This is a genomic window from Humibacter ginsenosidimutans (genome assembly GCF_007859675.1).
Lineage (GTDB): Bacteria > Actinomycetota > Actinomycetes > Actinomycetales > Microbacteriaceae > Humibacter > Humibacter ginsenosidimutans.
In genome coordinates, this window is the sequence record NZ_CP042305.1 from 1,953,226 (window position 1) to 1,967,884 (window position 14,659).

Annotated in this window: 14 protein-coding genes; 6 read left to right on the plus strand and 8 right to left on the minus strand. The window is 68.8% G+C overall.

Features of this window, described 5'->3' with window-relative positions:
* Positions 1 to 22: 22 nt before the first annotated feature.
* Positions 23 to 1,195, minus strand: coding sequence for an ADP-forming succinate--CoA ligase subunit beta (sucC, locus tag FPZ11_RS09005; protein WP_146320182.1), 1,173 nt, complete (start codon positions 1,193 to 1,195; stop codon positions 23 to 25).
* Positions 1,196 to 1,413: 218 nt separating this feature from the next.
* Between sucC and FPZ11_RS09010 the strand changes: the two genes are divergently transcribed.
* The 3 genes from FPZ11_RS09010 (at position 1,414) to FPZ11_RS09020 (ending at position 3,749) form a co-directional block, all read left to right on the plus strand.
* Entirely contained in the window at positions 1,414 to 2,379 is a 966-nt protein-coding gene (locus FPZ11_RS09010; RefSeq protein ID WP_146320184.1) for a ribokinase, read from the plus strand.
* Between the two features lie 90 nt (positions 2,380 to 2,469).
* A complete protein-coding gene (locus FPZ11_RS09015) occupies positions 2,470 to 3,267 on the plus strand; it encodes an oxygenase MpaB family protein (protein ID WP_146320186.1) in 798 nt (265 codons plus the stop codon).
* Between the two features lie 101 nt (positions 3,268 to 3,368).
* Positions 3,369 to 3,749 carry a hypothetical protein gene (locus FPZ11_RS09020; RefSeq protein WP_146320188.1) on the plus strand — a complete coding sequence of 127 codons (381 nt, stop codon included), beginning with the start codon at positions 3,369 to 3,371 and terminating at the stop codon, positions 3,747 to 3,749.
* A 10-nt stretch (positions 3,750 to 3,759) separates the two neighbouring features.
* On the opposite strand, the gene FPZ11_RS09025 is transcribed toward FPZ11_RS09020, so the two are convergent.
* The 5 genes from FPZ11_RS09025 to FPZ11_RS09045 all read right to left on the minus strand — a co-directional run bounded on the left by FPZ11_RS09025 (position 3,760) and on the right by FPZ11_RS09045 (position 8,750).
* The gene (locus tag FPZ11_RS09025) at positions 3,760 to 4,293 is read right to left on the minus strand and encodes a GNAT family N-acetyltransferase (RefSeq protein WP_146320190.1); all 534 of its coding nucleotides are present in this window, start codon (positions 4,291 to 4,293) and stop codon (positions 3,760 to 3,762) included.
* Between the two features lie 5 nt (positions 4,294 to 4,298).
* The gene (locus FPZ11_RS09030) at positions 4,299 to 4,505 is read right to left on the minus strand and encodes a hypothetical protein (RefSeq protein WP_146320192.1); all 207 of its coding nucleotides are present in this window, start codon (positions 4,503 to 4,505) and stop codon (positions 4,299 to 4,301) included.
* Between the two features lie 214 nt (positions 4,506 to 4,719).
* On the minus strand, positions 4,720 to 5,661 hold the full coding sequence (gene murQ, locus FPZ11_RS09035) for an N-acetylmuramic acid 6-phosphate etherase (RefSeq protein ID WP_146320194.1): 942 nt from the start codon (positions 5,659 to 5,661) through the stop codon (positions 4,720 to 4,722).
* Positions 5,662 to 5,680: 19 nt separating this feature from the next.
* Entirely contained in the window at positions 5,681 to 6,166 is a 486-nt protein-coding gene (locus FPZ11_RS09040) for an FUSC family protein (protein WP_146320196.1), read from the minus strand.
* Between the two features lie 79 nt (positions 6,167 to 6,245).
* On the minus strand, positions 6,246 to 8,750 hold the full coding sequence (locus tag FPZ11_RS09045; protein ID WP_146320198.1) for an ATP-dependent helicase: 2,505 nt from the start codon (positions 8,748 to 8,750) through the stop codon (positions 6,246 to 6,248).
* Positions 8,751 to 8,835: 85 nt separating this feature from the next.
* On the opposite strand from FPZ11_RS09045, the gene FPZ11_RS09050 reads away from it, so the two are divergent.
* Positions 8,836 to 9,564 carry an alpha/beta fold hydrolase gene (locus FPZ11_RS09050; RefSeq protein ID WP_146320200.1) on the plus strand — a complete coding sequence of 243 codons (729 nt, stop codon included), beginning with the start codon at positions 8,836 to 8,838 and terminating at the stop codon, positions 9,562 to 9,564.
* Positions 9,565 to 9,676: 112 nt separating this feature from the next.
* Here the strand turns inward: FPZ11_RS09050 and FPZ11_RS09055 are convergent, their stop codons facing one another.
* Positions 9,677 to 10,702: a glycerophosphodiester phosphodiesterase family protein gene (locus FPZ11_RS09055; protein WP_146320202.1), complete on the minus strand. Its 1,026-nt coding sequence runs from the start codon at positions 10,700 to 10,702 to the stop codon at positions 9,677 to 9,679.
* Positions 10,703 to 10,848: 146 nt separating this feature from the next.
* Between FPZ11_RS09055 and FPZ11_RS09060 the strand changes: the two genes are divergently transcribed.
* Both FPZ11_RS09060 and FPZ11_RS09065 read left to right on the plus strand, forming a co-directional pair.
* Positions 10,849 to 11,709, plus strand: coding sequence for a Bax inhibitor-1/YccA family protein (locus tag FPZ11_RS09060; RefSeq protein ID WP_146320204.1), 861 nt, complete (start codon positions 10,849 to 10,851; stop codon positions 11,707 to 11,709).
* A 354-nt stretch (positions 11,710 to 12,063) separates the two neighbouring features.
* Positions 12,064 to 13,677 carry an ABC-F family ATP-binding cassette domain-containing protein gene (locus FPZ11_RS09065; RefSeq protein WP_146320206.1) on the plus strand — a complete coding sequence of 538 codons (1,614 nt, stop codon included), beginning with the start codon at positions 12,064 to 12,066 and terminating at the stop codon, positions 13,675 to 13,677.
* 7 nt (positions 13,678 to 13,684) lie between these two features.
* On the opposite strand, the gene FPZ11_RS09070 is transcribed toward FPZ11_RS09065, so the two are convergent.
* The gene (locus FPZ11_RS09070; RefSeq protein WP_146320208.1) at positions 13,685 to 14,569 is read right to left on the minus strand and encodes a cytochrome c oxidase assembly protein; all 885 of its coding nucleotides are present in this window, start codon (positions 14,567 to 14,569) and stop codon (positions 13,685 to 13,687) included.
* Positions 14,570 to 14,659: the final 90 nt, after the last annotated feature.

Here is a 14,659-nt window from a genome sequence, read left to right on the forward strand (position 1 = left end):
TCAATTTTCGGCGAAGCCGGCGCTACGCGGCGGCCGCCGACGCCAGTTCGGCGGCCTTGTCGGCGCCCTGGTCCATGGTCTCGGCGAGCGTGACGAGCGGGTGGTTGTAGTCGTTCAGGATGGCGCGCCCCTCGTCGACCTTGTTGCCGTCCAGCCGCACGACGAGCGGCTTGTTCGCCTCGGCACCCAGCGTGTTCAGCGCGCCGACGATGCCGTTGGCGACTGCGTCGCACGCGGTGATGCCGCCGAAGACGTTGACGAAGACGCTCTTGACCTGCGGGTCGTTCAGGATGACGTCCAGACCGGCCGCCATGACCTCGGCGGATGCTCCGCCTCCGATGTCGAGGAAGTTGGCCGGCTTCACGCCGCCGTGCTTCTCACCCGCGTAGGCGACGACATCCAGCGTGCTCATCACGAGCCCCGCACCGTTGCCGATGATGCCGACCTGGCCGTCGAGCTTGACGTAGTTGAGGTCGTGCTGCTTGGCCTTCGCCTCGAGCGGGTCGGCAGCGGACTTGTCTTCGAGCGCCTCGTGGTCCGCGTGACGGAAGTCCGCGTTCGCATCCAGCGACACCTTGCCGTCGAGCGCGATGATCTCGCCCTCGCCCGTGAGCACGAGCGGGTTGACCTCGACGAGGGTCGCGTCCTCGCCCTTGTACACGTCGTACAGCTTGACGAGCACCGGCGCGACCTTCTCGATCAGGTCGTCGGGGAACCCGCCGGCCTTCGCGATCTGCTTCGCCTTCGCCAGGTCGATGCCGGTGAGCGGGTCGACCTCGACGCGCGCGAGCGCCTCGGGCTTCTCCACGGCGAGCTGCTCGATCTCCATGCCGCCCTCGACGCTGCACAGCGAGAGGTAGGAGCGGTTGGCCCGGTCGAGCAGCACCGAGAAGTAGAACTCGCGGGCGATGTTCGCGCCGCCCGCCACCATGACGCGGCGCACCACATGGCCCTTGATGTCGAGGCCGAGGATGGCCTTGGCTGCCTCTTCGGCGTCATCCGGGGTCTTGGCGACCTTGACGCCGCCGGCCTTGCCGCGACCGCCGGTCTTGACCTGAGCCTTGACCACCGTCACGCCGCCGAGCTTCTCGGAGGCCGCACGCACCTCCTCGGGAGTGTCCGCGACGATACCCGGCAGGACCGGGACCCCGTATTTCTCGAACAGGTCTCGTGCCTGGTACTCGTAAAGATCCACTGCTTCCCAATCCGTTTGCGAGTGAAATGGCGGTCGGTGCGGGCCCGCGTCCCGATGGGCGCGTGCGTAAGGCACTTCGGATGAATAGCTCGACGCCGAGATAAATTGCCACCGACAGCCTACCCGAGCCGGGCGACTGCTCCCTGACCCCCAGCTCCTCGTGACGAGCCGTTGCGCTGGACACGATCGCGCGGCGTTCGCGACCATGAAGGCATCGGATGACGAAAGGGCTGCACGTGGGCGATCGACCTCGAGTGACCGTTCTGGCGAGCCTCAACCTGGACCTCGCGGTGACGACGCCGCGGCTGCCCGCCGAGGGCGAGACGCTGCTGGGCAGCTCCCTCGTCTCCTCCCGCGGCGGCAAGGGCGGCAACCAGGCGGTCGCGCTGGCGCGCCTCGGCGTGCCGACCGCGGTCATCGGATGCCTCGGCGACGACGACGCCGGAGCCCGCTATCTCGAAGCCCTCGTCGGCGAACACCTCGACGTCGCGCACGTGCGCACGGCGCACGGCGCCCCGACCGGCACCGCCCTCATCACCGTCGACGGCTCCGGGGCCAACACCATCGTCGTCGTTCCGGGTGCGAACGCCCTGCTCGGTGCTGCCGACGTGACCGATGCCTCGCGCACGATCGCAGCGTCTCGCGTCGTGCTGGCGCAGCTGGAGACGCCCGTCGCGCCGACGACGCGCGCGTTCGAGCTCGCGCGCTCCCACGACGTGATCACCGTGCTCAACCCGGCGCCCTCCGTCGACGGCCTCGACGAGCTGCTCGCTCTCACCGATGTCGTGGTGCCCAACGAGCCGGAGTTCGCCGGCCTCGTCGGCTGTACGCCGAACACCGATGACGAGCTGCGGCACGCGTGCGCGCGTCTGTTCGAGCACGGTGTCTCGTGGGTGGTCGTGACGCAGGGGGCCGCGGGATGCGTCGTGATCGGCCCAGAGAGCATCCACCGTGTTCCCGCGCTGCGAGCGGACGCCGTCGACACCACGGCGGCGGGCGACGCGTTCGTCGCCGGCCTCGTCGCCGTCATCGCGGAGACGCAACGCCTCGACGAGGAGACCATCGTCGCCGGCGCGCGGCGAGGCTCGGCCGTCGCGGCGCTCTCGGTGCGCCGGCGCGGTGCGCAGACCTCGCTGCCGACGTCTTCGGAGGTCGGCGCCGTTCTCCGCGACGACGCACGCTGACTCCGGCCACCGAGAAGGTTCGACACTGCGCTCCCCGAGCGCCGATCGCTGCGGCCTCGTCTCGTCGTCCGTCGCCGTTACGCTCTGAACATGGGCGAACGTCGCGTCTCCCCCGTCCGCTCGCTTGCCGACCTCGGCGGCGAGTGGGTGATGACCGCTGGCGGTGGGTGCGCCATCCTGCTGCAGCTCGCGAACCCCTCCGTCGGTCGTGGGGTCGCCGAGCACAGCGACTTCGCGAGCCGCCCGTACGACCGCCTCATCGGCACACTCACCTACGTCACGGCGGTGGCCTCCGGAACCGGCGACGATCTGCGCGCCGCGCGCCGCATCGTCGGCGAGGCGCACGCTCCCGTGCGCGGAGACGAGCGCGAGGGTTCGCCCGCGTACTCCGCCTACGACCCGCAGCTTCAGCTCTGGGTCACTGCCACGCTGTACTGGTCGGCGATGCAGGTGCAGGAGCGCGTGTTCGGTCCGCTCTCGCCAGCGGCCGCCGACCGGATATACGCCGAGTTCGCCGCCGTGGGAACGACATTGCAGCTTCCCGCCGGGCTCTGGCCGGCCACCCGTTCGTCGTTCGACGCGTACTGGCTCCGCAGCGTGCGCGAGCTCACCGTGACCCCGGAGGCGCGCCGCCTCGCCCACGAGCTGATGCGCGCCGAACACGCGCCGGTGTGGATGCGCCTGCTCATGCCGTGGGCTCGCGTCGCGACCGTCGCACTGCTGCCGCACGAGGTGCGGGCGCAGTACGGGCTCGTGCTGAACGGACGCAATCGGCGGCGGTACGAACGCATGATGTCGCTCACCGCGGCGGTCTACCCGCGGCTGCCCGCCGGCATCCGTCACGTCGTGCGCGACCGGCTGCTGCGTCGGCTGCGACGACGTTCCTGAGCTTTCGTCTCGTCAGGGCGCCTGCCGCACCCTAGGCTTCTCGGCGACCATCCCAATCGTCGACGCCGCGGCGCTCGCGGCAGCACCCGAAGGAATGCCCGATGTCCTCCTACTACGACTGCTTCATCTCCGGAGACCACGAAGCCGCGAAGCACCTCATCGCCGATGCGGTCAATTCGCAGGGCTTCCTCGTCGAGGTGCAGCAGGACGGCAATTGGCTGGTGCGCCGAGGCAACATGACGAGCACCGTGTTCGTCGGCGCGCTGGCCGGCGACAACTTTCAGATCACCTTCGGCGTGCAGTTCTTCCAGGATGCCGCGGGCCTGCTCGTCGCCCGCCTCGACAAGAACACCGCCGCCGGGTTCTTCAAGGGCGGGGTCTGGGGCCTCAGCAAGATCGACAAGGCGTTCAGCGAAACGTGCATGGCGATGTACAACACGCTCGTCTCCGCCGGCGTGCTGACGAACACCGCTGAGGGCTGATCCTGCGCCCTCAGCCTCGATCGATGCCGAACAACCGGCAGGTCGTGTTGTAGTAGTCCTCTGTGAGGCCGAGATCGCGCATGCCGATCCGTAGCGCGACCCGTTGCGACGCCTCGTTCTGCGGGTAGGTGACGGCCAGGACGCGGTCGAGGCCGTTGTCGAAGGCGTGTCGCAGCACGCGGGATGCCGCCTCGCTCGCGTAGCCGTGGCCCCAGGCATCCGGGTGCAGGTGCCACCCGATCTCGGTCTCCCCCGAGGGTCGGAGCGGCACGTCGGCGCCGGACGCGGGCAGTTCCTTGAGCAGCAGCGCTCCGTACGGACGGGCCGTCTCGGCGTCGGTGATCGCCCAGATGCCGTGCACCGGATCGTTCTGCGCCACGAGTCTCTCCGCCCGCGCCACGGCGTCGGCCCTGTCGGTCATGACGCGTGGCTCGCGTCCGAGAAAACGCTGCACCTCCCACCGGGAGTAGAGGTCGAAGAGGAAGTCGGTATCGTCGAGCGTCCACGGACGCAGCGTGAGGCGCTCGGTCTGCAGGGTGAGCATCACGGTCAGGCGGCGCGCTGCACGCGGGAGGCCGAGATCGCCGTCTCGCTCGCGCTGTCGGCGTCGTCCGCGCACTCCACGCAGAGCCAGCCCGCCGCCGTGTCGAGAACGGCGTCGGCCCCGCAGTCCGCGCAGCGGTGAGTCGACAGCAGCACGTCGAGGTCGTCGTCTGCCGCCGCGTTCTCGATGATGAACTGCTCGTCTCGGGTCATGACCCCATGGTGCGACGTACCTCCGACAGAGTCGGTCGCCCGCGCCGGAAATCGGAGAACCGCGAGGGCCGGCGGCGTGCCGCCGGGCATTCGCGGCGTGTCGCGGCAAAAGTCCGATTTTCAGCACATGGCAGGCCCCATGTACAGCATGCGGTGCAGGGCGACAGCACGCCGCAGCCATCCGCAGGATGCGACCATCGCCAGGGGCAAGGCGTCAGGATGCCGCCGCGACGGCCTCCCGAAGCATTCCGTCGTGCTCGTGCAGCAGGCGCACCGCCTCGTCACCGGCGAGGCCGGTCACGACCACGAGGATGGCCGCCTTGACCCAGCCGTCGACTGCGGCGAGCGCCGAGGCCGCTGTGACGGCATCCGTTCCCGTGGCGAGCATGACGATGCGCTCGGAGCGTGCGCGCAGCTTCTCGTTCGTGGCGCGCACGTCGACCATGAGGTTGCCGTAGACCTTGCCCAGCCGCACCATCGTGAGCGTCGAGATGGTGTTGAGCACGAGCTTCTGCGCGGTGCCGGCCTTCAACCGCGTCGATCCGGTGACGACCTCGGGGCCGACGACGGTCTCGATGGCGACATCGGATGCCGCGCCGATCGGCGATCCGGTGTTGCACGCGAACCCGACGGTGGCGGCCCCGCGCTCGCGTGCCCGGTTCAACGCGCCCAGCACGTAGGGCGTGCGGCCGGACGCGGAGATGCCGATCACGGTGTCGTTGCCCGAGATCGCCAGCTCGTCCATCGCTGCTGCGCCGGCGACATCGTCGTCTTCGGCATTCTCGACGGCCGTGCGGATGGCGGTGTCGCCGCCGGAGATGACGCCGACGACGCGCGAGGGGTCCATACCGTAGGTCGGCGGAATCTCGCTGGCGTCGAGCACGCCGAGCCGACCGGGCGTGCCCGCGCCGACGTACACGATGCGGCCGCCCTCGCGCATGCCTGCGACGGTGAGCTCGATCGCCGCGGCGATCTGCGGTGCCTGTGCGGTCACCGCGTCGGGCACCACGGCGTTCTCTGCGCACATCAGAGCGACCTGCTCGTCGAGCGGCAACAGGTCGAGGTCGGTGGTGGCCGGGTTCACGCCCTCTGTCGAGAACGAGCCAAGGCTGGTGCGCAGTGCGTCGCGCGGGTCGTCACCCGTCGGTTCAGTCATGCCTTCACGGTACGCGACCTCAGGCGGCCGCTCGGTCGTCGCGCACGAGCCGGCGTCCGGCGATCACGAGCAGCAGACCGATCCCGGCGCCGAGCACGGTCTCCACGAGACGATCGCCGAGCAACGGTCCGACCGAGCCGGCGCGACCGAGCTCCGACACCGACAGAGCGAGCGGCGTGATGAAGACGAGTGCGGCGGCGTAGAACCAGCCGACCAGCAGCTCGGTGACGAACTGGCAGACGCCGATCGCGGCGATCAGCACGCCGTCCGACGGGTTCGGCAGCAGCAGGAGTGCCGCTGCCCCGACGCCGATCGCCGTGCCGACGATGCGTTCGATCGCACGCCCCGCCGAGTTCGGCCCGTGCGGCGGCGGAATCACGGCCACCAGGCTCACGACCGCCCAGTACGGATGCCCGATGCCCAGTCCCAGCGCAATGCCGCCCGCAACCAGCGCACCGATCCCGTTCTGCGCGACGGCCAGCCACACCCTCGGGTTGCGGCTCACGCTTCGACATCGAGCGCACGCAGCCGAGGCAGCCGGGGTGGGAGCATCCTGAGCCGCCGCACCGCCCGCTCCCCGCTGCTCAGAGCTTCTCGATCGGCGCGATCTTGATGAGCAGCTTCTTCGCGCCCGACTTCTCGAACTGCACGTGCGCCACCCGTTTGCTGCCCTCGCCCGTCACCGCCGTGACCTTGCCGTCGCCGAAGTCGACGTGACGGATGCGATCGCCGGGCTCGAGCGTGAGGTCGCCGTTGTCGCGCACCTGCGCGGTGACCCGGTTGGGCCACGCGGATGCCGGAATCTCCGGTTTCGCTCCGAACGACCCGCCTGCACCGGAGAGGCCGCGATCGGGCTGGCGGCTCGCTCTTCTCGCGTTGAGTGCGCGGGACTGCGTGCCGCCGCGGGAGTTCGCGAATCCCGGCGACTGCTTCCACTCGATGAGCTCGGCGGGGATCTCCTGCAGGTATCGACTGGGCAGCGCCACCGCGACGTCGCCGAACTGCGCCCTGGTCATGGCCAGCGACAGGTAGAGCCGCTTGCGGGCACGGGTGATGCCCACGTAGAACAGCCGACGCTCCTCAGCCGGGCCGCCCGGCTCGTTCGCCGACATGCGATGCGGCAGCAGCTCCTCCTCGACGCCGGTGATGAACACGGCGTCGTATTCGAGGCCCTTCGCCGTGTGCAGCGTCATGAGAGAGACGGTGCCGCTGGCGTCGTCGATCTCGTCGGCGGCGGCCACGAGCGACACCTCGGTGAGGAACTCGACGAGCCCACCCTCCGGGTTGTTGCGCTCGAACTCCTTGGTGACGGCGACGAGCTCCTCCACGTTCTCCGCACGCGCCTCGTTCTGCGGGTCGCGGCTGGCGCGCAGCGACTCGACGAGGGCCGAGCCCTTGAGCAGGTGCACGAGCACGTCGCTCACCTTCGACTGGCCCGCCGGATTCTCGGGATCGATCATGGTCGCGCCCTCATCGAGCAGGCGCGCGAGCTCGACGATCGCGGAGGTGACCTTCGGACCCATGCCGAGGGAGCCGGCATCCCGCATCGCCTGGCGGAACGTGAACCCGTTCGCCTCGGCATAGCCGGCGAGCTGTGCCTCGGTGGCGGGACCGATGCCGCGCTTTGGCGTGTTCAGCACGCGCCGCAACGCCATCTCGTCGGCGGGGTTGGCGACGGCGATGAGGTAGGCCATCGCATCCTTGATCTCGGCCCGCTCGTAGAACTTGGTGCCGCCCATGATGCGGTACGGCAGAGCGGAGCGGATGAAGATCTCCTCCAGCGCACGCGTCTGCGAGTTGGTGCGGTAGAAGACGGCGATCTCGTTGTAGGGAACGCCCGCGCTGTGCAGCTTCTCGATCTCGTCGGCGACGAACTGCGCCTCGTCGTGGCCCGAGTAGCCCGTGTAGCCGATGATCTTCTCGCCGTCGCCGCCCGCCGACCACAGCTTCTTGTCTTTGCGATCGAAGTTGTTGGCGATGACCGAGTTGGCCGCCGAGAGGATGTTCTGGCTCGAACGGTAGTTCTGCTCCAGCAGCACCACCCTGGCGCCGGGGAAGTCGCGCTCGAACTCGGAGATGTTGCGGATGTCCGCACCGCGGAACGCGTAGATCGACTGGTCGGAGTCGCCGACCACGGTGAGGGATGCCCCCGGCACCCGCCCCGTGGCATCCACCAACTTGCCGAGGTTGTAGTCCTTCGCCTCCAGCTCGGCCACTTCGTCGGGCTCGATGGGCTGGGTGAGCGCGTGGATGAGCTCGTACTGGGCGTGGTTGGTGTCTTGATATTCGTCGACCAGGATGTGCCTGAACCGTCGCTGATAGAGCGCAGCGATGTGCGGGAACGCGCGGAAGAGGTAGACCGTCTGACCGATCAGGTCATCGAAGTCGAAGGCACTCGCCCGCGCCAGCTCCCTGGTGTAGGTGCGGAAGATCTCGAGGAACATCGCCTCCTTCGGATCCGACCGGTCCGCCGTGCGCGCGAAGGAATCGACGTCGGACAGCTCGTTCTTGAGCTTGGAGATGCGGGCAGCGGCGCTGCCAGGCGTGAACCCGAACGTGTCGGCCTCGAGCTCCTTGATGATGCGCTTGAGCAGCGCCTTCGAGTCGCCGGCGTCGTAGATGGTGAAGTTGCGGTTGTAGCCGAAGTTCTCGGCCTCGCGGCGCAGGATGCGCACGCACGCCGAATGGAACGTCGAGATCCACATGCCCTGCGCGCTCTCACCGACGAGCGCCTCGACGCGTTCGCGCATCTCGGCGGCGGCCTTGTTGGTGAACGTGATCGCGAGGATCTGGCTGGGCCACGCCTCTCGGTTCGCGAGCAGGCTCGCGATGCGGTGAGTGAGCACACGTGTCTTGCCCGATCCGGCGCCGGCGACGATCAACAACGCCGGACCGCGGTACTCGACGGCCTCGCGCTGCTGCGGGTTCAGCCCGTCGAGCAGCGTGTCTCCGCTCTCGCCGTGCGGTCGGAACGAGCGGTCGTCGATGCCCACGTCGACCCCGTCGAGAATGATCGGGGCGGATGCCCTGAACGCTTCGGGGTCGCGCGTCGCGTCGTCGAGAACAGGGGTGTCGTCAGGCGTCGTCATGCTGCCATCAAGTCTAGGTACGGCCACCGACCTCGCACGCGTCTCGGAGCCCGCCGATGTCGGTGGCTCGTCGCATGATCGACGCATGAGCGAGTCACCGACGATCGTGCTGGTTCCCGGGTTCTGGCTGGGCGGTTGGGCGTGGGATGCCGTCGCCTCCCGACTGCGCGACCGCGGCTTCCCCGTCGTGCAGCTCACGCTGCCCGGGCTCGAGTCCGCTGACACGCCGCGCGCCGCGATCACGCTCGCCGACCACGTGGATGCCGTCGCCGACGCTGTGCGCGCCGCAGGCTCCGACGTGATCCTCGTGGGTCACAGCGGGGCAGGAGCCGTCATCACGGGCGCCGCAGACCTGGTTCCCGATCTCATCGCCCGCCTGGTCTTCGTGGACAGCGGACCTGCGGCCGACGGACACGTCGGCTCGCCCGACCTGCCCGCCGACGTGGTCGAGATCGCGCTGCCCTCGTGGCGGGAGCTCGAAGCCGCGGGGTCGAGTCTCGCCGGGCTCGACGACGAAGCGCTCGCGCAGTTCCGCGCGCGCGGGGTGCCGCACCCTGCCGGGCCGGCCCGCGAGACGATGCACCTGAATGACGACCGGCGACACACGATCCCTGTCACCCTGGTGTGCACGTCGTTCCCCGTTGCGCAGGTGAGAGCGCTGATCGATGCGGGGCATCCGTGGTTCGCCGAGCTGACGCTGTTCGACTCCGTCGACCTCGTCGACGTGCCGACGGGGCACTGGCCCATGTGGTCGAAGCCCGACGAGGCGGCGGCGGCGATCGCCGACGCCGCTTCGTCGGCATCCGTGGGTTGAGGAGCACGCCGAAGGCGCGCGCCTCGAAACCCGATGTGGTCAGCGCTCCGGTTTCGAGACGCCCGCAGCTTCGCCGCGGGCTCCTCAACCTGCGGGTGGCGGAGCCGACGCGTCAGCCGGCGAGCGCGTCGCGGGCGACGATCGCGAGATCCGGGTGGTCGGCGAAGACGGCATCCACACCCGTCTCCATGATCACCTCGTACTCGCGCTGCCAATCGCCGAAGTGCTCCGCGGCCCCGCCGCGGCGGAACCGCGCACCGAGAAAACGGTTCTCGGGCCGTAGCGTCCAGGTGAAGATCTGCAGGCCGACGCCGTGGGCACGGTCGACCAGGTCGGTGGTGCCGTCGCCCGCGGCATCCAGCAGCAGTGTCTTGCTCACGCTGATTCCGTCGATCGCCTCGTGGCCGGTCGCCGTGGCGAGCGCGTAGAGACCGGCCCCGTCGATCTCTTGCGCGTAGGTGCGCGCCGCGGCACCGTCGCGGGCGACCGCGTCGAACGGGGCGCCCGTCGCCTCGATGAGATAGACCGACTTCGCTCGTACCGAGCGGGCGCGGATACCCGTCAGCACGGTGCGCTCGAACGACTCGACCACGAGACGGCCGGCTCCGTCGTTCCAGCCCGCGTCGAGCAGCGCCGACGCGAACAGTTCGTCGAGCGGCAGCCCGAGCTGCTCGAAGTAGGTCGCGTGCTTCAACTCAACGACGAGTCCGAGGCTGCGCCCCGCACGCTCCGACTCACGGTCGACGAGATCGAAGAGCTGCGACAGCCGCATGATCGGGTAGCGGCCATCGAAGCTGGAGCTGCCCTGCCGCAGCTCGGGCAGGCGCTCCACGGCGCGCAGCGTGGAGAGCTGCGCCCAGGTGAAGTCCTCGGTGAACCACCCGGTGCGCCGCACGCCGTCGACGAGTTTCGTGGTGCGCAGGTCGGTGAACTCCGGCCTCGACGCGACGTCGGTGGTCGCCGAGATCTCGTTCTCGTGGCGCAGAACGAGCACGCCGTCCTTCGTCGCCACCACGTCGGGCTCCACGGCGTCCGCGCCCAGCGCGAACGCCAGCTCGTACGAGGCCCGAGTGTGCTCCGGCCGGTAGCCGGGCGCGCCGCGGTGACCGATGATCATGGGCACGGAAGGCGACGGCATGCGCAGATCATAGTCACGGCGCACCCGCACGGAGTGAACGCTGGACGACGCGACGTTCACTCTGGCGCTGCGCGGCGAGCACGCCCCGCGTCAGCCCACAGCGGAACCTCAGCCGTGCCACGCACCCCCTCCGGTAACGTTGGTGCATGGCCCTCTCGAACCCCGCGTTCTCCCGCAACCCGGCATTCAAGCCGAACAATCCCGTTGACGGCGCGAACGTCGCCGCCACCGCGACCGAGACGAATGCACTCGCCACGGCAGAGGGCATCCAGTCGCTCTACGAGGCGCCGGCGGCGACCTCGTCCGACACCGGTCGCATGACCTACGAAGACACCGTCGTGAAGACGGTGCTGCTCTTCGCGGTCATTCTGGCGACCGCGGTGGTCGGATGGTTCTTTCCCGTGCTCACGTTCCCCGGCGCGATCGTCGGCTTCGTGCTCGGACTCGTCAACTCGTTCAAGCGCAAGCCCTCCCCCGCGCTGATCCTGCTGTACGGCGCGGCGCAGGGCCTCTTCATCGGCGGCATCTCGGCCCTGTTCGAGAACCTTTGGCAGGGCGTCGTCATCCAGGCCGTGCTCGCCACGCTGGCGGTGTTCGCCGTGACGCTCATCCTGTTCGCGAACGGCAAGGTCCGGGCATCTGCGCGGGCCACCAAGGTGTTCCTCGTCGCGCTCATCGGGTACGCGCTGTTCGGCATCGTCAACCTCGTGGTCATGATGTTCGGCGGCTTCAGCTCGGCCACCACCGGCGGCCCGTTCGGCATCTACTCCATGCACATCCCGTGGCTGTTCAACATTCCGCTCGGCGTCATCATCGGCGTGCTGGCCGTCATCATGGCCGCGTACTCGCTCGTGCTCGACTTCGACTTCATCCAGAACGGTGTGAAGAACCGCGCGCCGCGAGTGATGGGCTGGTACGGCGCCTTCGGCCTCGCCGTCACACTCATCTGGCTCTACGTCGAGTTCCTGCGCCTGTTCGCGATCATCGCAGGCGGCAGCCGGAACTGAGCCGCGGCGCAGAAGCATCGACGCGGGCTGTCCTTCGGGACGGCCCGCGTTCGTGTTTCCTCCGCAAGCCTGCCACCGGCCGGCCCGTGCGACACGCCCGGGTTGCACGATTCACTCTCGGTCGGTAATCTCATCGAGTCCTGTCCGCCGTGTTGGGAAGTCCCTTGATCTGAATCGTCGCCTCCGCGTCCTGTCCACGCGCTGATCCGACGATCCTTCCCGCCGTGCCGCACCAGGCATCGAGCATTCGGTGCTCCTGCATCGAGCTACTGCTTCGAGTCCCGGCATCCGGTCTTCGACGTCTGTCGATGACCCTCGTTGTTCAGCGCACCCGCACATCTCCGGGAGTCGCTCATGTCAACACCGCTTGCTTCATCGGTCGTGCTCGACCGCCTCACCTTCGCCTGGCCCGACGGATCTGTCGCACTCAACTCCGTCTCCGGCGCGTTCGGCACCGGCCGCACCGGCCTGGTCGGCCGCAACGGCTCGGGCAAATCCACACTGCTGCGCCTGATCGCCGGCGAGCTGACGCCCACCTCGGGGTCGGTCTCCGCGACCGGCGAGGTCGCCTACCTTCCGCAGCAGCTCACCCTCGAGACGGACGAGAGGGTCGCTACACTCCTCGGCGTCGCCGAGGCTCTCGACGCCGTCCGGGCGATCACCGCCGGCGACGTCGACCCGGCACACTTCGACGCCGTCGGGGACGACTGGGACGTCGAGGCACGCGCCCAGGTCGCGCTCGCCGACGCCGGACTCGATCCGTCCTTCCTCGACCGCACAGTCGGGGAGCTCTCGGGAGGCGAGGCCGTGCTGGTCGCCGTGGCGGGCATCCGCGTGCGCCGCGCGCCCATCACCCTGCTCGACGAGCCGACCAACAATCTCGATCGGGATGCGCGTGCCCGGCTCGGCGAGCTGGTGCGCGGCTGGCGCGGCACGCTCATCGTGGTCAGCCACGACGTCGCGCTGCTCGAGCTGATGGATGAGACGGCCGAGCTGTACGGCAGCGACCTGAGCGTGTTCGGCGGCCCGTATTCCGAGTGGCGGGCCTGGCTCGACGCCGAGCAGGATGCCGCACGGCAGGCCGAGAGGGACGCCAAGCAGGCCTTCAAGAAGGAGAAACGCCAGCGCATCGAGGCCGAGACCAAACTCGCCACCAGGGCGCGCATGGCGCACAAGGCGGAGGCCGAGAAGCGGGTTCCCAAGATCGTGGCGCACGGCCGGCGCATGCAGGCGGAGGTGTCGGCGGGCAAGCTGCGCACCGAAGTCGCCGGAAAGGAGGAGATGGCCAGACAGGCGCTCGACGCCGCAGGGCACCGGGTGCGCGACGACGCCTCGATGAAGATCGCGCTGCCCGATCCGGGGCTCTCGACCGCGAGGCGCATCGCGACGCTCGGCGACTCCTCACGCTCGTGGGCGATCCAGGGACCGGAACGGGTCGCGCTGATCGGCCGCAACGGCGTGGGCAAGACCACGCTGCTGCGCAAGCTGCTGCCCGGCAGTGCGGATGCCGCTTTCGACCCGAATCCCGAAGCGCGCGCCCACGCGCACACCGACCGCATCGGCTACCTGTCGCAACGGGTCGACGGGCTGGATGACGCGGCATCCGTCGTCGAGAACGTCGCGGCCGCTGCGCCGAGCGTGCCGGAGAAGGAGCTGCGCAACCAGCTGGCCCGGTTCCTCATCCGCGGTGCGGCCATGGATCGTCCGGTCGGCGCCCTTTCGGGCGGGGAGCGTTTCCGTGTCGCGCTCGCGACACTGCTGCTGGCCGATCCCGCGCCGCACCTGGTGGTGCTCGATGAGCCGACGAACAACCTCGACCTCGACACTGTGGACCAGCTCGTCAACGCGCTGCGCGCCTACCGCGGTGCCGTCATCGTCGTGAGCCACGACGACGCCTTCCTCGGTCAGCTCGGGCTCGATCTGACCCTGGAGTTGGATGCCGATGGCCGGCTCACCGAGATGGGCTGACGCCCGCTCACCGATGCCAGTCGTTGAGGTGCGCCTGGGTGAGCCGCTCCATCTCCTCGTCGCTGAGCTCATCGATGGCCTTGGCCTCCCTGTCGTCCGTTCTCGCCCAGCGCAGGAACAGGATGATGATGATGGGAATGTCGGCCACCTCGGCGATGAACCAGATGAAGTCGCCTGCCAGATGTTGGTCGTGCAGCGGGTTCGGAAACCACGACGGCATTCCCGCCTGCACGTTCGTCACGCCGTCGATGACGACGTTGTGCAGTCGCAACAGGATGCCCGGAATCGCGTCGAAGATCAGGGCCGCCATGGCGATCATGAACTCGAACATGAGCGAGAGGCTGAGATGCTTTCTCGTCGACTCGGCGATCGGCACAATGGTGAGCAGTCCGAAGAGCGGGATGAACACCGTCGCGAAGGTCTGCGGAATCGGACTCAGGCGCAACCACGCGGCAAGCGGTGTGACGAAGAGCAGAAAGATCACCATCGTGAAGATCGGCTCGAACACGGCGTTGCCGACAGTGCGCACGAACCTGCTCTGCAGAAAACTGTCGAGGCCGGCGCGACCCCGATCGTTCAGTGCCGCCCGTGCGAGCGCCACCGGACGCCCGAGCGCCAACAACCACGGCACGAGGAACAGCAGCAGCGCCCAGCGTGTGATCTCCGCCCAGCGCAGTTCATAGGTGAAAGCGCCGAGAAACCCGAACGAGACGGCAGCGTACGATCCCAGTCCGAGAACGAAGAAGCCGAGGGTCGGCAGAGCCGGCCACACCGTTCCCCTGCGCCTGGCGGCGATGATTCCGACGACATATGCGGCGGCGAGAACGACGAGCGTGACGGCGGCGACCCAGTCGAAACGGAACGTGGTCAGAACGACGGAGAACGGGGGCATGACGATGGGAACGATACCCGCCCATTCAAGGGATGCGCCGAGTCACGCCTGAGCGCGGTCACAGCCGAGAGGGCCGCCCCGTCTCACTCC

Coding starts and splice junctions, on each gene's coding strand:
- FPZ11_RS09060 (WP_146320204.1), top strand. CDS start 10,849: ATGGCCCTCTCGAACCCCGCGTTCTCCCGCAACCCGGCATTCAAGCCG.
- FPZ11_RS09010 (WP_146320184.1), top strand. CDS start 1,414: ATGACGAAAGGGCTGCACGTGGGCGATCGACCTCGAGTGACCGTTCTG.
- FPZ11_RS09015 (WP_146320186.1), top strand. CDS start 2,470: ATGGGCGAACGTCGCGTCTCCCCCGTCCGCTCGCTTGCCGACCTCGGC.
- FPZ11_RS09055 (WP_146320202.1), bottom strand. CDS start 10,702: ATGCCGTCGCCTTCCGTGCCCATGATCATCGGTCACCGCGGCGCGCCC.
- FPZ11_RS09045 (WP_146320198.1), bottom strand. CDS start 8,750: ATGACGACGCCTGACGACACCCCTGTTCTCGACGACGCGACGCGCGAC.
- FPZ11_RS09050 (WP_146320200.1), top strand. CDS start 8,836: ATGAGCGAGTCACCGACGATCGTGCTGGTTCCCGGGTTCTGGCTGGGC.
- FPZ11_RS09025 (WP_146320190.1), bottom strand. CDS start 4,293: ATGCTCACCCTGCAGACCGAGCGCCTCACGCTGCGTCCGTGGACGCTC.
- FPZ11_RS09020 (WP_146320188.1), top strand. CDS start 3,369: ATGTCCTCCTACTACGACTGCTTCATCTCCGGAGACCACGAAGCCGCG.
- FPZ11_RS09065 (WP_146320206.1), top strand. CDS start 12,064: ATGTCAACACCGCTTGCTTCATCGGTCGTGCTCGACCGCCTCACCTTC.
- murQ (WP_146320194.1), bottom strand. CDS start 5,661: ATGACTGAACCGACGGGTGACGACCCGCGCGACGCACTGCGCACCAGC.
- FPZ11_RS09070 (WP_146320208.1), bottom strand. CDS start 14,569: ATGCCCCCGTTCTCCGTCGTTCTGACCACGTTCCGTTTCGACTGGGTC.
- FPZ11_RS09030 (WP_146320192.1), bottom strand. CDS start 4,505: ATGACCCGAGACGAGCAGTTCATCATCGAGAACGCGGCGGCAGACGAC.